This window comes from Roseofilum reptotaenium CS-1145, assembly GCF_028330985.1.
Classification (GTDB): domain Bacteria; phylum Cyanobacteriota; class Cyanobacteriia; order Cyanobacteriales; family Desertifilaceae; genus Roseofilum; species Roseofilum reptotaenium.
Genome location: NZ_JAQMUE010000077.1, coordinates 44,357 through 58,445 on the forward strand (window position 1 = coordinate 44,357; position 14,089 = coordinate 58,445).

The following is a 14,089-nucleotide window of genomic DNA, read 5'->3' on the forward strand; positions in this document are numbered from 1 at the left end:
TCAGTTTTACTGTTACACTGCTGTCAATTGAGAGGTTTTGAATCCATGCAAGCTGGTACTCCCCCTAAATCTAATCAAAACGGCAATGGCCACAATGGCAATGGCCATAATGGCAATGGTCACAACGGATATAAGCCCTATCCAGTTGCCATTCCTGCTCTTCCCCAGGCATCGGAGACGGAGGAATTTGATCCGAAACAGTTGTTGGTCATTGCTCGTAGACGTTGGCTGGCGCTGGCTGGAGTGGCGATCGCCGTCACCGGAGCTATTTGGGGCTGGACGCTCACCCGTACCCCGGTTTATCAATCGAATTTTCGCATGTTGGTTGAGCCAATTTCAGAAGATGATAACTCTAAGGAATTGTTACGATTAGGGTTGGGGCCGAGCTTTGATTATGCAACTCAAATTGAAGTGTTGCGATCTCCAACTCTTCTCGAACCCCTGGTGCGAGATATGCAACAAACCTATCCTGATATGACCTATGGGGAATTGGTCAGTAATTTGACGATTCAACAGGCGATCGGTGACCAAGAGCGATACACCAAGATCTTAAATATTTCCTTCCAAAGCTCTGATCCCCAAAAGACAAAAAACGTTTTAGATACTTTACTCCAAGGATATTCCCTGTATGGTATCCAACTGCGCCAATTGAGTATCCAACGAGTCGTGCAATTTGTAGAAGAACAACTGCCAGTCATCCGAGAGCAAGTTAACTCATACCAAGCAGAATTAGAAGCCTTCCGAGAACAACATAGCGTTATTGACCCAGAATTTAGAGGGAATGACATCTCTCGCTTACTCACCGATATTAACAAGCAGCAAAAAGACTCACAAGCCCAACTAGCAGAACTCCAATCTCTCTATGTCGTCTTACAAAGACAATTAGGGGCTTCTCCAGAACAAGCCTTAGCAGGAGCTGCTCTCAGTCAATCCTCTCGATACCAACAACTGCTCAATCAACTACTAGAAATAGAAACCGAAATTGCCGAAGAATCTGTTCGTTTTCAACCGGATAGTCCCAATATTAAAGCCCTCTTAGAGCAACGACAAAATCTGTTACCCCTAATTGATCGAGAAGCTCAACGGGTCGTGGGCGATCAACCGATCCCCAGCAATGGCGGGCAATTGACTCCTATTTCCGTCGGCTTGAGTACACAATTGGTAGACACAACCAATCAAATTCAGGTGCTACAAGTTCGCTTGTCTGCGTTAGCACAAGTTGAAAATCGACTCAAAGAAGAATTTTCAATTATTCCCGGTTTGGCTAGAGAATATACTGATATTCAACTGAAACTAGAAGTCGCGACCCAAAGCCTAGCCCGACTACTCGAAACTCGACAAACCCTACAATTAGAGGCAGCCCAAAAATCTGTATCTTGGGAAGTTCTTTCTGAACCCTTCCAACCGGGAGCGCCTATCTCCCCCAATGTTCCCCGCAATTTAGTCTTAGGCCTGTTCGCTGGAACCTTAATGGGATTAGGTGCGGCCTTACTGGCTGAACAACTCGATAATGCCTTCCACTCCACCAACGACCTCAAAGATTTGACTGGTTTACCCCTATTGGGGATTATTCCCTTTAAACGGGGCTTGAAACCCATTAGTGCCCCAGAAAGCATGAGAGCTAAAGTGGCCGCCGGTTCCGACCATGAACCTACTCCAGAGCAAGCGCCAAAACGTCCTCTTAATCTCAGTTTAGGCTCTAAGGGCACTTACTATAACTCGTCTCCCTTCTTAGAGTCCTTCCGTTCCTTATACACCAATATTCGCTTTCTCAGTTCGGATACTCCTATCCGTTCCCTAGTCATTAGCTCCTGTTTACCCATGGAAGGGAAATCCACTGTATCGGTCAATTTAGCTCGGTCAGCCGCTGCCATGGGTCAACGGGTACTACTCGTTGATGCGGACTTACGCCATCCTATTCTTCATACCCGCTTAGGGCTACCTAATTTGCGGGGCTTAAGCAATATTATTACCAGTGAAATTGACCCCCGTGACGTAATTCATGCCGTTGAAGATCATTTTTATATCCTTACATCAGGTCAAGTCCCTCCCGATCCGATCAAGCTATTGTCTTCTCGCAAAATGCAGCATCTGATCGAACAATTCCAAACGGAATATGATTTAGTTATTTATGATACTCCTCCCAGCTTTGGATTAGCGGATGGTAGTCTCCTTGCCAAGCGTTCAGATGGTATTCTGTTAGTCGTTGCCCTAGGAAAAACAGGACGTTCTGAACTCAACCAAGTCTTAGATAACCTGAAAATGTCCTATGTATCGGTGCTTGGCATTATCGCTAATGGTGTTAAAGGGTTTGGTTCGGGTGTAGATTACTATTATCGCAACTATATGCCCAACGAAGACCAAGTGATTTAAGATTGATTGAGATGGATAAGACATCAACCCTCAATAAACTTGTTGGTTGATGTTTGGGAAGGTTGGACTTTAGAGAGAAACCTAAAACTCTTTGAATTTCACGAGCTTTCCCCTATTGAGTTTCAGTTGCCATTCTGGATTAACCGTTAAAACCTCTCCATATTGTTGGGCAATGCGTTCTGGGGTAAAGTGAGTTTCGAGATAACGACGACCTTGACAACCCATAAACTCAGCTTTTTCTCGATTAGCCGCTAGTTCTCGAATGAACTGGGCCAATCCTTGAGAATCTCCATTGTCAAATGCTTGTCCAAAATTGACTTCTGATAACATTTGACGCAGATAGGAATGGGGTTCACAAATCGCGGCTACTGGGCGGCCAGCAGCTAGAATTCCATAGAGTTTACTGGGAGCCACTAAGCCTTCCATACCTGGACTAATGCTAACTAAAGATAGGTCACAGGCAGTCAGAGAGTAGGGTAAGCATTCTTTATCTTGATAGGGTAAGAAAGTAATCTGATTTAAGCCCAAAATCCTGGCTTGCTCCTGACAGGCTTGATATTTAGCACCATTGCCAATAAATACAAATTGGATGGGTTCATCTTTGAGGTGTTGCGCTGTAGAAATAATGGTATCTATATCATGGCAGCGTCCCATATTTCCTGAGTAGAGAACACAGAACTTTTTGACTAGGTTATGTTGATGGGCAAACCAATTTTCTTCTTTAGGGATAGGGGCAATATGATGGGGGTCTGCCCAACTGTGAATCACAGCTACACGCTCGGCAATATCTGGACATTGGGCAAGCACTCGGTTTTTCATGCTTGGACTGAGAACAATCACTGATTTAGCTCTGCGCCAAACTAAACGATTGACCTGATTCCAAAGACGGACTAATTTATGGGTTCTGGAAACTACTTTGAGTTCTACAGCTACATCTGGATAGAGATCATAAATGAGGCAAACATAGGGAACACCAAAACAGAGGTTAGCTAAATATCCTAATAGAGGTAAGAAGGGTGGGGCAGTCGTTACTAATAAGATATCTCCGCGACTGGCTGTTTTTAGTAAGTGGAGTCCAGCCCGTAGACAGAAAATAATCCCATTGATCGCTTTTCCTCGGATGCGTTGTGATAAAATTCGGGTAGTACGCGATCGCCGAACGGATAAATGCTCATCTTCTTCTAACGTCGGTGCGTCCTCTTGACCAAAGGCATATCCTGGCTGTCCAGTAAAAATATGAACTTTCATTCCCTGGCGACCCAGTTGATGAGCTAGTTCTTCAATCAGTTGACCCGTAGCTGCATAATCCGGGGGATAATACTGAGTTAATATGGACAACCTTGTTGAATAGGATGCCTTTTTACCATTTTGGCTCGTATTGATTACGCTTAGATTCTGAGTAAAAGAGCGATACAATTTAGAATCCTCCTCAACAAGGATAAGGTTTAAATCTCTTTGCTTGGGTTGCTTTGTGTGGGCTATGGTAGACTTCACACTGTCTTTTCCCAATTCCAGTTAAAAGCGCTCGATTTAGGATAATTTATTTAATACAGGATGGCAACTGATTGCCAAGTTGTAGATGTTGGCAAATGAGAGTTGCAACAGCTTGGTTACCTTGTTCATTGAGATGTACGCTATCCCGAAACAGGCTATTAATGGCTGATGGCGTTAAGGTAGACCAAGCTTCATAGACATCAATGACAGGAATACTTTGTGAGTTTAAAAGAGAAAAAAATTCTTGCTGGTAAGGTGGAGTTTTAGGTGTGGGGAGTAGATTAAAGCGGTTGGGAGTAAATAGCACCATAACAGGAATATTTTGTGCGCGAATAAACCGAACCATTTCCTGAAAAAACTTCATATTTTCAGCAAACTGTTCTTGGGGTTGAAGTTGTAATTTAGGAATTTCTGAACTGGGTGTATTTAAGGGGATATAACCGGTGATTCTGGGCCAAGCATACCGACTCCAAGCCTCTGAAATCGCCAACGGAGGAGGGCGATCCGGAAAGTAAATTGAACCGACCGTATCACTGGTACTCGTGGGTTGAACTAAATCATGGACTCCAATTTGTAAAATCACCAAATCACTGTCAAAAAGACCAAATTTTTGCAAATATCCCCATTGATTCCCCAATCCCCAAGATCCAGAGGAAGCATTAAGAACTTCCAGGGAATATCCAGATGTCTCTAGTTTCTCTTTAAGCTGTTCAGAAATTATTTCTGATTGATCGATAGGATTGCCACCATTTAAAACAGAATCACCAACCATCAAAATTCTTAGGGTTTCTGGGGGCGTTTCCAGATTGATCGGATCGGATCGTTGAGAATATTGATTATAAATAATAGTTTTACCAAACCGCCATAAGTTCTGATTGGGTTGAAAACGGTATCCTGTTTGACTATCAGCTTGCACGAGAGCTGGTTTTCCTAAGCCTAAACCCAGCCGAAGAATCGTTTCAGTTATGAGGAAAATAGCTAAAATGGCTAGAGGAATTCGATAGGATTTTTTGGAGTTTAAGAGGTGGAAAATTTTCATAAAAAGCAAAATTTATGATCGGATTGATTCAGTCTTCTACATCAATCGATTTTATAGCTTATTTTTGGCAGATCCAAATCACAGTACTGTTGAATAAGTTACCGAAGATAGGAAAGGGGGAAAACATTTTCTTTTCAAGGGTAAGTCTATTTTTAAGCAAGGATTCTAAGTCCCGATAATCAAACCCTTTGTGGGCGCGATAGGAGAATTTTTGGGCATGGGATGAGGGGAAGCTTTTGCAATCCCAAAGAATAGCAGCCGAAAAGAGTTCCTGGGGCGTGTATCGCTCATACCCATACCCACCTTTTAGGTTCGCCAGATAGCGTCCCGTTTGTTTAACAAATAGGGAAGGTCCAACTTCAATAGGAACTGAAATTACGATTTTGGCGTTGGGTTTACACAGGGGTAAAATCGTGTTGAGAATAGCCGAAGGATCGGGGACATGCTCTAAGGTTTCAGTGCAGAACACCAGATCTAGACTTTGAGGAAGAATGAGGCTATTGGTTTCTGAGGGTAGCCCTAATTTGAATCCAGGAATATCCCTTAAAGTTTCTTGAGAAGCGGTGAGCATATCGGCAGAAATATCAATGCCAAAACCTGATTGAATGAATCCTTGCTCATAGGCCGATCGCAGCAACCATCCATCGCCACATCCGTAATCTAGGGCACAGGGATACTTTTGATTTCCCAGCGCATTAAGAACAGCTTGAAAGCGGGATTTATGAGCAACACGAGTGAGGGTATTTCCTTTTTCTAGAAGGCGTTCTGAATAGGACATAAAATAAGGTGAGTTAGGTTAGAGGAACTGGAGTGGGAGTGAGTTTTAAGTTTAAGTTAGTTTATCATAAGAGATACTATCAACCGGGTATCAAGTGATTCGCAAACCAATAGCAGCATGATACAAATTTACGGGCACTCAAGGTTAGTCTACATTAGAGTTAGGCGTTATTCCTGATTTTCTGGATAACCTATTGGGGTCAGTAGTAAGGTTTCGTTTCATAAGGACAATATGATTAACCAATGTTTAGAGTCCGATCGCCTCTTTATGGACAACTGGAATCCGGATCGGGATGCCCTAGAAGCCTTTGAGAGCTATAGTGATCCGGCCATGATTTGGCAATTACGCCGAACCTGTTGGGGCAAGGTCTATGCCACAGAAGCAGCTAAAATCATCGTTAACTATAGCTTTAATATCCTCAATCTGGCTACTCTCTATGCCACGATCCATCCCGAAAACCATCGTTCTGTTGCCGTTACCCAACGGTTAGGAATGACCAATTTAGGATTATGCGATCGCTACTACAATTGCCAACTCCTGCTCTTTGCACTTCAGAAACCCTAAGCTTACCCTATTCCAGCACCATGTCTGAATCCATCACCGATCGCATCCAACCTCCTCTAGAACATATCCCCCCGCAATTCAACCCTCTCATCCTCAAAGGAATACAACTGATTCTGCCCTTGTGGTTACGCACCCAATGTAAAATCAGTCAAATTAACACCCAGAACACCGTTACCTTAGCCCAGCTCTATCATCAATTTCAGCAACAGCAGATCCGTCTCATCCTAGCCTTTCGCCATCCCAGTACCTACGACCCCTATTCCATGGCCCATTTACTCTGGAGAGCCGTACCCCAAGCCGCCAAACAGCATAAAATACCCCTAAAATACCCCGTTCATACTCACTTCATGTATGATCGCGGCATTCCCATTTGGGCCGGCAAATTCGTCAGTACCCTCTTTTCCCAACTTGGAGGGACATCCATCCAGCGTGGAAAACTCGACCGCGAAGGCTTAAAATGTGCCCGCTCCTTACTCTTCGATGGTCGTTTTCCCCTCACCTTAGCTCCAGAAGGAGGCGTTAACGACCACAGCGAACTCATCAGCCCCTTAGAACCGGGAGTTGCCCAACTCGGATTTTGGTGTGTAGAAGATTTACAAAAAGCCAATCGCCCCGAAAAAGTAGCCATTCTTCCCATTGGCATTCGTTACTCTTTCACCCAACCGCCATGGGAACAATTGGATCGGCTTTTAAATGAACTCGAACAAGATTTAGGCTTATCCCCCTTTACCAGCAATTCCTCAGATGATGTAACCCAATCCCGTTACCCTCGACTGCTGAGAGTTGGTCAAAGTTTACTCTCCTTAATGGAATCCTTTTACCGCCAATTTTATGATGTCAAATTTGAAGAATTACCAGACTTAGAAGATCCCAATCAAAACCTTTCACAACGCCTAAACCGACTCCTCGAAAATGCCCTTCAGGTCTCTGAACGTTACTTCAAAACCCAACCCAAAGGATCATTTATCGATCGGTGTCGGCGCTTAGAACAAGCGGGTTGGGAGCGTATTTATCGCTCAGACATTGACCGTTTGTCAGCGGTTGAATGTGGGTTAGGTAATTGGGTCGCCGAAGAAGCCAGTTTACGCATGGGCCATATGCGAATGGTGGAGCGCGTTTGTGCGGTGACCGGCAAATATGTGCGAGAAAAACCGACTGCTGAACGATTTGCCGAAACGTTATTAATTTTGTGGAAAGTGATTACCTGGATTAAAATAGGAAAAGTTGATGGTCACCCCAATTTAGGGAGGTTAGAAACAACTTTAACTGTGGGGGAACCCCTATGGGTTGATGACCGATGGACAGAGTACAGAAATAGCCGTCGCCAAGCCGTTTCCGGCTTAACGCAAGAGCTGCAAGTTGCCTTAGAGAAATTAATGATTTCCTAATGTGAATGCGTACCTCAAGATACTTTATGGTATTGCTCTATATAATCTCCTTTGCTATACTCCCTAGCAACATTTAGGTTATATAAACTGTAAACAACAATGACTGTTCAAGGCAAACATTTCAGATTTTCAGCAGGTGATAAACTCCATTTAGTCCATTCAATCCCATCCGAGAACTCAGAAGTCGAGTATTTTGACTACTTTGCCTATGGGTCATGCATGTGTCCTGTAGATCTTCAGCGCACCCTGGGAGAACCAACCTATCCCTATGTTATTGGTCAAGCTACGTTGCGCGGATATCGACTTGGGTTTTATCGTCGTTCCTTAAAACGTAATTGTGGCGCTCTCGATGTGGTTCCGGATACGGACAAATCAGTGGAAGGGGTACTTTATCGATTGCCTTTGCGCTTCAGTGAGTTACTCGATATTCGCGAAGAAATTCCCCGCAATGGATATCGCCATGAAACAGTAGAAGTTTATTGTCAAGATAAGCTTTATAAAGATGTGCGTACCTATGTGGTGGTAGATAAATTGCCAAAAGAATTAGCGCCAAATGATTGGTATTTTAATGTAGTGATGCGTGGTGCAGTTACTTGTGGATTGCCGGAACAGTATTGTTGGGATTTATTTAATCATATGCATCACCTGCAAGAAAGTCAATTGCGGCGATCGGCATAAAGAAATGGGGATGGGGAGACATGGGGATTGAGATGATTGTAAGGACGAAAAATTTTTCGCTCCTACAGAATCATGCCTAACATATTTCCTCTTTAGCCTTCTTATCACCCCTTGAGTCCTATTACCTGTACTTGTCTGGTGGTAAACTTTATTAGTCAATCGAGATTAAATTAATGAAGTATCATCCATTAGGTCATAGCAATTTATCTGTATCTGAATTGTGCTTGGGAACGATGACCTTTGCGAGTCAAACCACCATACAGGAAGCTCATCAGCAATTAAATTATGCTGTTTCTCAAGGAATTAATTTTATTGATACGGCTGAACTCTATCCACTGCCGGGTAATGCTGAAACTCAGGGGAACAGTGAGAGTGCGATTGGTCAGTGGTTAGTTAACCAACCTAGAGATCAATTAATTATTGCTTCTAAAGTAGCAGGAGCTGGGCCGCGATTTCCCTGGATTCGTGGCAAAAATCGCCGGGTCGATCGTACTAATATTGAACAAGCTATTAATGAAAGTCTCCGCCGCTTACAAACAGATTATATTGATTTATGCTATATTCATTGGCCCGATCGCTATGTCCCAGTATTTGGGGAAATCTATTATAACCCTTCCCATGAACGAGAAACGGTTCCGATTGCGGAACAGCTAGAAGTATTCAGCGATTTAGTAAAAGCTGGTAAAATTCGTTATGTGGGATTATCCAATGAAACCCCTTGGGGAGTTTGTGAATTTTGTCGTGTTGCCAAAGAATTGAAGTTGCCGAAAGTTGTTGCTATTCAAAATGCCTATAATTTAACTAATCGTATTTTTGAAATACATTTATCGGAAAGTTGTCGCTTTCATAAACTGGGATTATTCGCGTATAGCCCGTTGGCTTTTGGTCATCTGACTGGAAAATATATGCAGACAATTCCCCCAAAATCAAGATTAAAATTATTTCCTGGATTTGATCAAAGATATCAGAAGCCAAATTTTGAAAAAGCTGTATCTGCTTACGTTAAGATCGCTCAAAAGTTTGCCTTAACTCCCTTGCAAATGGCTCTAGCCTTTGTTCGTTCGCGTTGGTTTGTAACCAGTACCATTATTGGATGTTCTAGCCTGGAGCAATTGCAAGAAAATATTAATACCATCGAAATTCAAATATCTCAAGAAATTATTGCAGAAATTAATGCAGTTCATTCTATTTGTCCTAATCCCACCCCTTAAAGTCTATTTAGTTGTTGATAGTAATACTATGTTAGCTTTTAGTACATGTTCTACCACCAAGTATGTAGGGTGATTTCCCTTCTCCCAAAGCGAAGAAGGGGATGACAAAAGAGGGATATTTATTTCAGTTCAAAGCTGGTTCCGCGATAACAGCCTTGGAAAGAAGTGAGGGGAATTTGAGTCCGGTTTTGTAATTGAGCGACTAAGGATTGACTATTGGCAGTGGCGGAAGCTTCACCCCAATTGTAGTGAATCATGCCCAACATATTTCCAGTTTGGTGATAACTGTATTCTTCGATGGGAATGCCTTCTGCACCAACAATGGTTTGATCGTAATAGCCATTAATGATAATTTTCTCGATTTTCACCCCAGGAGCAGTGCTGAGATGCCATTGTACGGGTTCATAAGCAGAGAGGGCTAGGGTGATGGGCCGATCGCGTCTTTCAACCTGGATATCCACTTGTCCGGTAGGATGATAAGCTCCACTATGATCCCAATGAGCTTCATAGATACTAATTAAGTGTAATTCGCGATCGCCAACTTCATGAGCTACATAGCCCGAAAAATCACCGGTTCCTCCAATACCACAGCTATAACCTGGAGCAAAGGTGGTGCGGGTAACCGTTTGACTCAGTTGCTCTTGTAGTCTGGGTTTGACCCACGTCCAAGCGGCAAATCCAAGTCCAGCGATGAGTACGATTCCGACACCCACAGGAAGAACAGTTTTCAGTAAACGTCCTGCGTCTGATTCACTCCACTGATTGAACGTTTGTTTGACCGTATCTGCGGTATCTTGAATCGAGTTAGTATTACCATCAAGCTGGGCGAGTAGGCGTAAGCTTTCTGGGTTATCGAGTAAGCTTTGAATCGCTTGACCTTCACCGACATAAAACTGGCGGGAGCTGCGGTCAAGCAGCAGCCAATTTTCTTCTTGTTCGAGATGGTAGGGTTCAACGATGGGATCGACTTCGGCATGTTGAAGAAAGACTTGCCAGGCGATCGCCTGACCCGCTCCCACAGCCTCTCCATCGGTATACATCAGTTGTCCAATATCACTATCCCAGTGCCAGGCAACCCAACGGCGATCGCCTGTATAACCGAGAGATTTTTCTAACTGAGCATGGGCAGTGAGATTAATCCGTTCAACTAATTTAGACATAATAATATCGTTGTGGGTTAAGCAATCCCTTCGCCCTTGTCCCGTAGGTTGGGTTTCACTGAGCTTAACAATTGGCGAAGGTCTTGGTAAGGACTTTGCTCTGTTCTACGGTAACCTGTCTCTTTTTCCGGGCCAAGTGTGGAGGGAATTAAAAATTAAACCCTGTTACAGGTTGGTGCAATTAGACGGTGTATCGTTAGTGAGGTTCCTGGCAAGGGTATGATCGCGGGGATGGGTTATGGACAATCATGTATACTTACGCTTTAATTAAAACGCCAGAAACACCTCTAGAACTGCCTCCGGGATTGGTTGGAGATTTGGAGGTGGTTGCGACTGGGACGTTAGCTGCGATTACTGAGCCACAACTATCGCCAACTAAAATGGAAGCGCTGGTGCAAGACGATCGCCTTCTAGAACAAGCTTATCTTCATTATGGGGTTGTGGTCTGTGATTTATTTGCCAAAACCACGATTTTACCTCTGAAGTTTTACCATTGTTTTCGCGATCGCGCCGCCCTAGAAGAGCATCTTACCACCCATCAAGACCAGTATCTAAAAACCCTCAATACCTTAGACGGGAAAGGGGAATATATCTTAAAGGCATTTCCCAAACCTCTAGAGCTTCCCCCTTTAGATAAGGAACAAAAGGGAAAAGCCTATTTTCTGGCGAAGAAACAACGATATCAGCAGCAGCAAGAGTATCAACAGCAGCAAGATTTACAATGGGAAACGCTGACGGAGCAAGTGCTGGCACTGTATCCAGAGGCTATTATTCCCGAACCGCAAGACGATAAATGGCAACTGTTTTGGTTAGGAGACAAGAATGGGCGATCGCTCTTAGAACAACACCTGTCCACCTGGCAAGAACTGTGCCCAGACTGGGATTTGAACCTCAGCGATCCCATTCCTCCCTACGATTTTTTGGCATGATAGCGCTTCGCGCGGTAATGAGGTTAAGTAGAGTGTAGGTTGGGTTTCACTATCGTTCAACCCAACCTACACTCTGCGCTACTGTTTCACCTAAAATAGGGCTTTGTTTGTAGTAAGCACGAAGAGTGCTTAAAAGCCTAGCTGGAGAGGGTTTTAACCCTCTCTACAAACGAAATCTAATGCCTCAAATTAGATGAAACAATCCACTACGATGATTGGCTGGACAAGGGGCTGAGAGCAACTTGCCTATTGCCTATTGCCTAATGGAGAATAGGGAACTCGAATCCCTGACCTCTGCGGTGCGATCGCAGCGCTCTACCAACTGAGCTAATTCCCCAGATAGTCTCTAGTCTATCATTGTGCATTGGGGAAGGGAAGAGCCGACGGCTCAAAACACGCTTGTACACGGTCTAGCTCTAGCTCATGAAGGTAGTCTACTGTCCAATTAGCTTGCCGTTGAATCATGTGAAAGGGATAGGTATTCGCGACTCCGACGACTTGCATTCCGGCATTTTTAGCAGCTAAAATCCCTGCCGGAGTATCTTCAATCACCAGGCAGCATTGGGGAGAGAGGTGCAGGGTTGGATCGAGTTCATTAAAGCGCTCTACCGCACGTAAATAGCCTTCGGGATGGGGTTTACTCTGTTGCACTTCATCCCCGGCAACAATAACCTCAAAATAGGAGAATAGGTTAGCTTGTTTGAGAATCCATTCAACTTCTGAACGTAATGCTCCTGTGACCAATCCTAAGCGTAACCGAGCTACCCGTACCTTATATATCAGGTCTTCAACTCCCGGATAAATCGGGAGTTTGTGGAGCGCTTCAAGTTTTTGCTGGTATCTTTGGGCTTTCTGAGCAATCAGGGGAGCCAGCGATCGCTCATTGACGGCTCGTCCCCTGCGTTGGAGTAACTCCAACAAACCCGCGAGATCGGTTCGTCCTAAACAGCATTCATTGTAATCACTGGGATTCGGAGGCAGATTTTGTGAGAGGAGAATCTCATTAATCAGTTCCTGGTGGATGGGTTCATCGTTAATGATGACCCCATTAAAATCAAAGAGGACAGCCTGAAGACTCATTTTGTCTTAAAATGCCGGTGACAATACACTGCTTAAATTATGCTCCACTTGGACAGAATTCTCCAGTTTCTGTGGTAAGGGCTTCATCGCCTTAGTGACTTGATTGACCCAGAAAATCGGCTCTGCACTTACCTTTTCAAAGCGTGCTTGTTGTATCCACTGTTCGAGATCGCCAGCAGCAAAGGCTTTCATATACGGCTCTTCAAAGATATTAGTAATCCATTCAGCTTGTCTGAGACTGGTTTGACTGCCATCTAGGATGATACATTGTCCCCCTGGAGTGAGCAGGCGAAAGGCTTCTTGTAAAATGGCTTTGGTAATGGCGGGAGGCGTTTCGTGGAAGAGGAGTGTGGCAGTTACCAAGTCAAAATGTTCACCTTCCCAGGGAGTTTGTTCTGCCAGTCCATGGTGCCAGTGAATATCTAGATTGGCTTCCTTGGCTTTGTGTTCTGCCATGACTAGCATATAGGGAGAAAGGTCTAACCCAATAACCTCGGCTTGGGGATATTCTTGTTTGAGTAGCAGAGTAGACGATCCCGTCCCACAGCCGAGATCTAGGATGCGACGAGGATAACCACCGATCGCATCGATTAACTGTTCTCTCACCCACTGTTCTTGGGGAAAGACTGCATATTGGGTAATGGGATCGTAGGTAATGGCGGCATCGATACTTAAATAGCCATTTTTGATGCCGTGGAAATTCTGGCTACTGTAGTAGGTGGGATAGGTCAGGTTGGGGTTCGAGAGGCGATCGCTTTCTTCTTCCCAGTTGATTTGATTACGGAGCTTTATCAGGGCATCTTTATCCAAAAAGAGCATGATAATGGGTTTGAGGTATTGTTCCCAAAGGGTTGTTGGTGCAGTCATATATTTAGGGCATAGAGAATAAGGGAATATTCTAACTATGCCATATAATAAATTTCACGGTAGTGCGTTAGGAGTAAAATACCCAGAGCGCTACAGTGCCACAACGAAGGAGATATAATGCCCGATTTTAGCAGGGTCACGAGACAATAAGCTCAAGCCTAATACAAGCAGCGATTAAAGCATCATTTTTAACAGTCCCTGTTGACCGATAAGCAATTCTCGGATCAGAGAGCAGATGCCTACCCAGATAATGGGCGTAATATCGACACCCCCTAGGGGAGGGACAACTTTGCGTAAGGGACTTAAAAAGGGTTCGGTGGGCCAAGCAACGATATTAAAGGGAAAACTGTTGAGATTGATTTGAGGATACCAAGTGAGGACAATCCGGAAAATGAACAAAAAGGTCATGATTGCCAGAGTGATTCCTAAAATTAAACTGATCAGGCTCAGGGTGGTCATCGGATTTCCTTATATCCCTTATCATGCTACGTCTCACTCATTGTACAGCAACCGCCAGGAGAGCAGGGC

General features: G+C 44.1%; 13 protein-coding genes and 1 tRNA gene. 6 read left to right on the top strand and 8 right to left on the bottom strand.

Going from position 1 to position 14,089, the window contains the following annotated elements; all coding sequences use genetic code 11:
- The first annotated feature begins 45 nt into the window (after positions 1–45).
- On the top strand, positions 46–2,373 hold the full coding sequence (locus tag PN466_RS14630) for a GumC family protein (RefSeq protein WP_271940383.1): 2,328 nt from the start codon (positions 46–48) through the stop codon (positions 2,371–2,373).
- Positions 2,374–2,454: 81 nt separating this feature from the next.
- On the opposite strand, the gene PN466_RS14635 is transcribed toward PN466_RS14630, so the two are convergent.
- The 3 genes from PN466_RS14635 to PN466_RS14645 all read right to left on the bottom strand — a co-directional run bounded on the left by PN466_RS14635 (position 2,455) and on the right by PN466_RS14645 (position 5,684).
- Positions 2,455–3,711 (bottom strand): glycosyltransferase family 4 protein, encoded by a 1,257-nt coding sequence (locus tag PN466_RS14635; protein ID WP_278003099.1) that lies wholly within the window; start codon positions 3,709–3,711, stop codon positions 2,455–2,457.
- 202 nt (positions 3,712–3,913) lie between these two features.
- The gene (locus PN466_RS14640; RefSeq protein WP_271940384.1) at positions 3,914–4,906 is read right to left on the bottom strand and encodes an SGNH/GDSL hydrolase family protein; all 993 of its coding nucleotides are present in this window, start codon (positions 4,904–4,906) and stop codon (positions 3,914–3,916) included.
- Between the two features lie 58 nt (positions 4,907–4,964).
- Positions 4,965–5,684 (bottom strand): class I SAM-dependent methyltransferase, encoded by a 720-nt coding sequence (locus PN466_RS14645; protein WP_271940385.1) that lies wholly within the window; start codon positions 5,682–5,684, stop codon positions 4,965–4,967.
- A 231-nt stretch (positions 5,685–5,915) separates the two neighbouring features.
- Between PN466_RS14645 and PN466_RS14650 the strand changes: the two genes are divergently transcribed.
- The 4 genes from PN466_RS14650 to PN466_RS14665 all read left to right on the top strand — a co-directional run bounded on the left by PN466_RS14650 (position 5,916) and on the right by PN466_RS14665 (position 9,525).
- Positions 5,916–6,248 carry a GNAT family N-acetyltransferase gene (locus PN466_RS14650; RefSeq protein ID WP_271940386.1) on the top strand — a complete coding sequence of 111 codons (333 nt, stop codon included), beginning with the start codon at positions 5,916–5,918 and terminating at the stop codon, positions 6,246–6,248.
- A 20-nt stretch (positions 6,249–6,268) separates the two neighbouring features.
- Positions 6,269–7,636 (top strand): 1-acyl-sn-glycerol-3-phosphate acyltransferase, encoded by a 1,368-nt coding sequence (locus tag PN466_RS14655; protein ID WP_271940387.1) that lies wholly within the window; start codon positions 6,269–6,271, stop codon positions 7,634–7,636.
- Between the two features lie 99 nt (positions 7,637–7,735).
- Positions 7,736–8,314, top strand: coding sequence for a gamma-glutamylcyclotransferase (locus tag PN466_RS14660; RefSeq protein ID WP_313898613.1), 579 nt, complete (start codon positions 7,736–7,738; stop codon positions 8,312–8,314).
- A 173-nt stretch (positions 8,315–8,487) separates the two neighbouring features.
- A complete protein-coding gene (locus PN466_RS14665; protein ID WP_271940388.1) occupies positions 8,488–9,525 on the top strand; it encodes an aldo/keto reductase in 1,038 nt (345 codons plus the stop codon).
- A 119-nt stretch (positions 9,526–9,644) separates the two neighbouring features.
- On the opposite strand, the gene PN466_RS14670 is transcribed toward PN466_RS14665, so the two are convergent.
- Positions 9,645–10,685, bottom strand: a complete 1,041-nt coding sequence (locus tag PN466_RS14670; protein ID WP_271940389.1) for a hypothetical protein — start codon at positions 10,683–10,685, stop codon at positions 9,645–9,647.
- A 248-nt stretch (positions 10,686–10,933) separates the two neighbouring features.
- On the opposite strand from PN466_RS14670, the gene PN466_RS14675 reads away from it, so the two are divergent.
- On the top strand, positions 10,934–11,614 hold the full coding sequence (locus PN466_RS14675) for a GvpL/GvpF family gas vesicle protein (RefSeq protein WP_271940390.1): 681 nt from the start codon (positions 10,934–10,936) through the stop codon (positions 11,612–11,614).
- A gap of 264 nt (positions 11,615–11,878) precedes the next feature.
- On the opposite strand, the gene PN466_RS14680 is transcribed toward PN466_RS14675, so the two are convergent.
- The 4 genes from PN466_RS14680 to PN466_RS14695 form a co-directional block, all read right to left on the bottom strand.
- Positions 11,879–11,951: transfer RNA gene (locus tag PN466_RS14680), tRNA-Ala, on the bottom strand.
- Positions 11,952–11,968: 17 nt separating this feature from the next.
- Positions 11,969–12,694 (bottom strand): HAD family hydrolase, encoded by a 726-nt coding sequence (locus tag PN466_RS14685; RefSeq protein ID WP_271940391.1) that lies wholly within the window; start codon positions 12,692–12,694, stop codon positions 11,969–11,971.
- Between the two features lie 6 nt (positions 12,695–12,700).
- On the bottom strand, positions 12,701–13,561 hold the full coding sequence (locus PN466_RS14690; RefSeq protein WP_271940392.1) for a class I SAM-dependent methyltransferase: 861 nt from the start codon (positions 13,559–13,561) through the stop codon (positions 12,701–12,703).
- 174 nt (positions 13,562–13,735) lie between these two features.
- On the bottom strand, positions 13,736–14,020 hold the full coding sequence (locus PN466_RS14695; protein ID WP_271940393.1) for a YggT family protein: 285 nt from the start codon (positions 14,018–14,020) through the stop codon (positions 13,736–13,738).
- Positions 14,021–14,089 lie beyond the last annotated feature (69 nt).

Bases quoted from the DNA above. Each gene is read 5' to 3' on its own strand.
- PN466_RS14630 (WP_271940383.1), top strand. From the start codon at position 46: ATGCAAGCTGGTACTCCCCCTAAATCTAATCAAAACGGCAATGGCCAC.
- PN466_RS14640 (WP_271940384.1), bottom strand. From the start codon at position 4,906: ATGAAAATTTTCCACCTCTTAAACTCCAAAAAATCCTATCGAATTCCT.
- PN466_RS14645 (WP_271940385.1), bottom strand. From the start codon at position 5,684: ATGTCCTATTCAGAACGCCTTCTAGAAAAAGGAAATACCCTCACTCGT.
- PN466_RS14650 (WP_271940386.1), top strand. From the start codon at position 5,916: ATGATTAACCAATGTTTAGAGTCCGATCGCCTCTTTATGGACAACTGG.
- PN466_RS14655 (WP_271940387.1), top strand. From the start codon at position 6,269: ATGTCTGAATCCATCACCGATCGCATCCAACCTCCTCTAGAACATATC.
- PN466_RS14660 (WP_313898613.1), top strand. From the start codon at position 7,736: ATGACTGTTCAAGGCAAACATTTCAGATTTTCAGCAGGTGATAAACTC.
- PN466_RS14665 (WP_271940388.1), top strand. From the start codon at position 8,488: ATGAAGTATCATCCATTAGGTCATAGCAATTTATCTGTATCTGAATTG.
- PN466_RS14670 (WP_271940389.1), bottom strand. From the start codon at position 10,685: ATGTCTAAATTAGTTGAACGGATTAATCTCACTGCCCATGCTCAGTTA.
- PN466_RS14675 (WP_271940390.1), top strand. From the start codon at position 10,934: ATGTATACTTACGCTTTAATTAAAACGCCAGAAACACCTCTAGAACTG.
- PN466_RS14685 (WP_271940391.1), bottom strand. From the start codon at position 12,694: ATGAGTCTTCAGGCTGTCCTCTTTGATTTTAATGGGGTCATCATTAAC.
- PN466_RS14690 (WP_271940392.1), bottom strand. From the start codon at position 13,561: ATGACTGCACCAACAACCCTTTGGGAACAATACCTCAAACCCATTATC.
- PN466_RS14695 (WP_271940393.1), bottom strand. From the start codon at position 14,020: ATGACCACCCTGAGCCTGATCAGTTTAATTTTAGGAATCACTCTGGCA.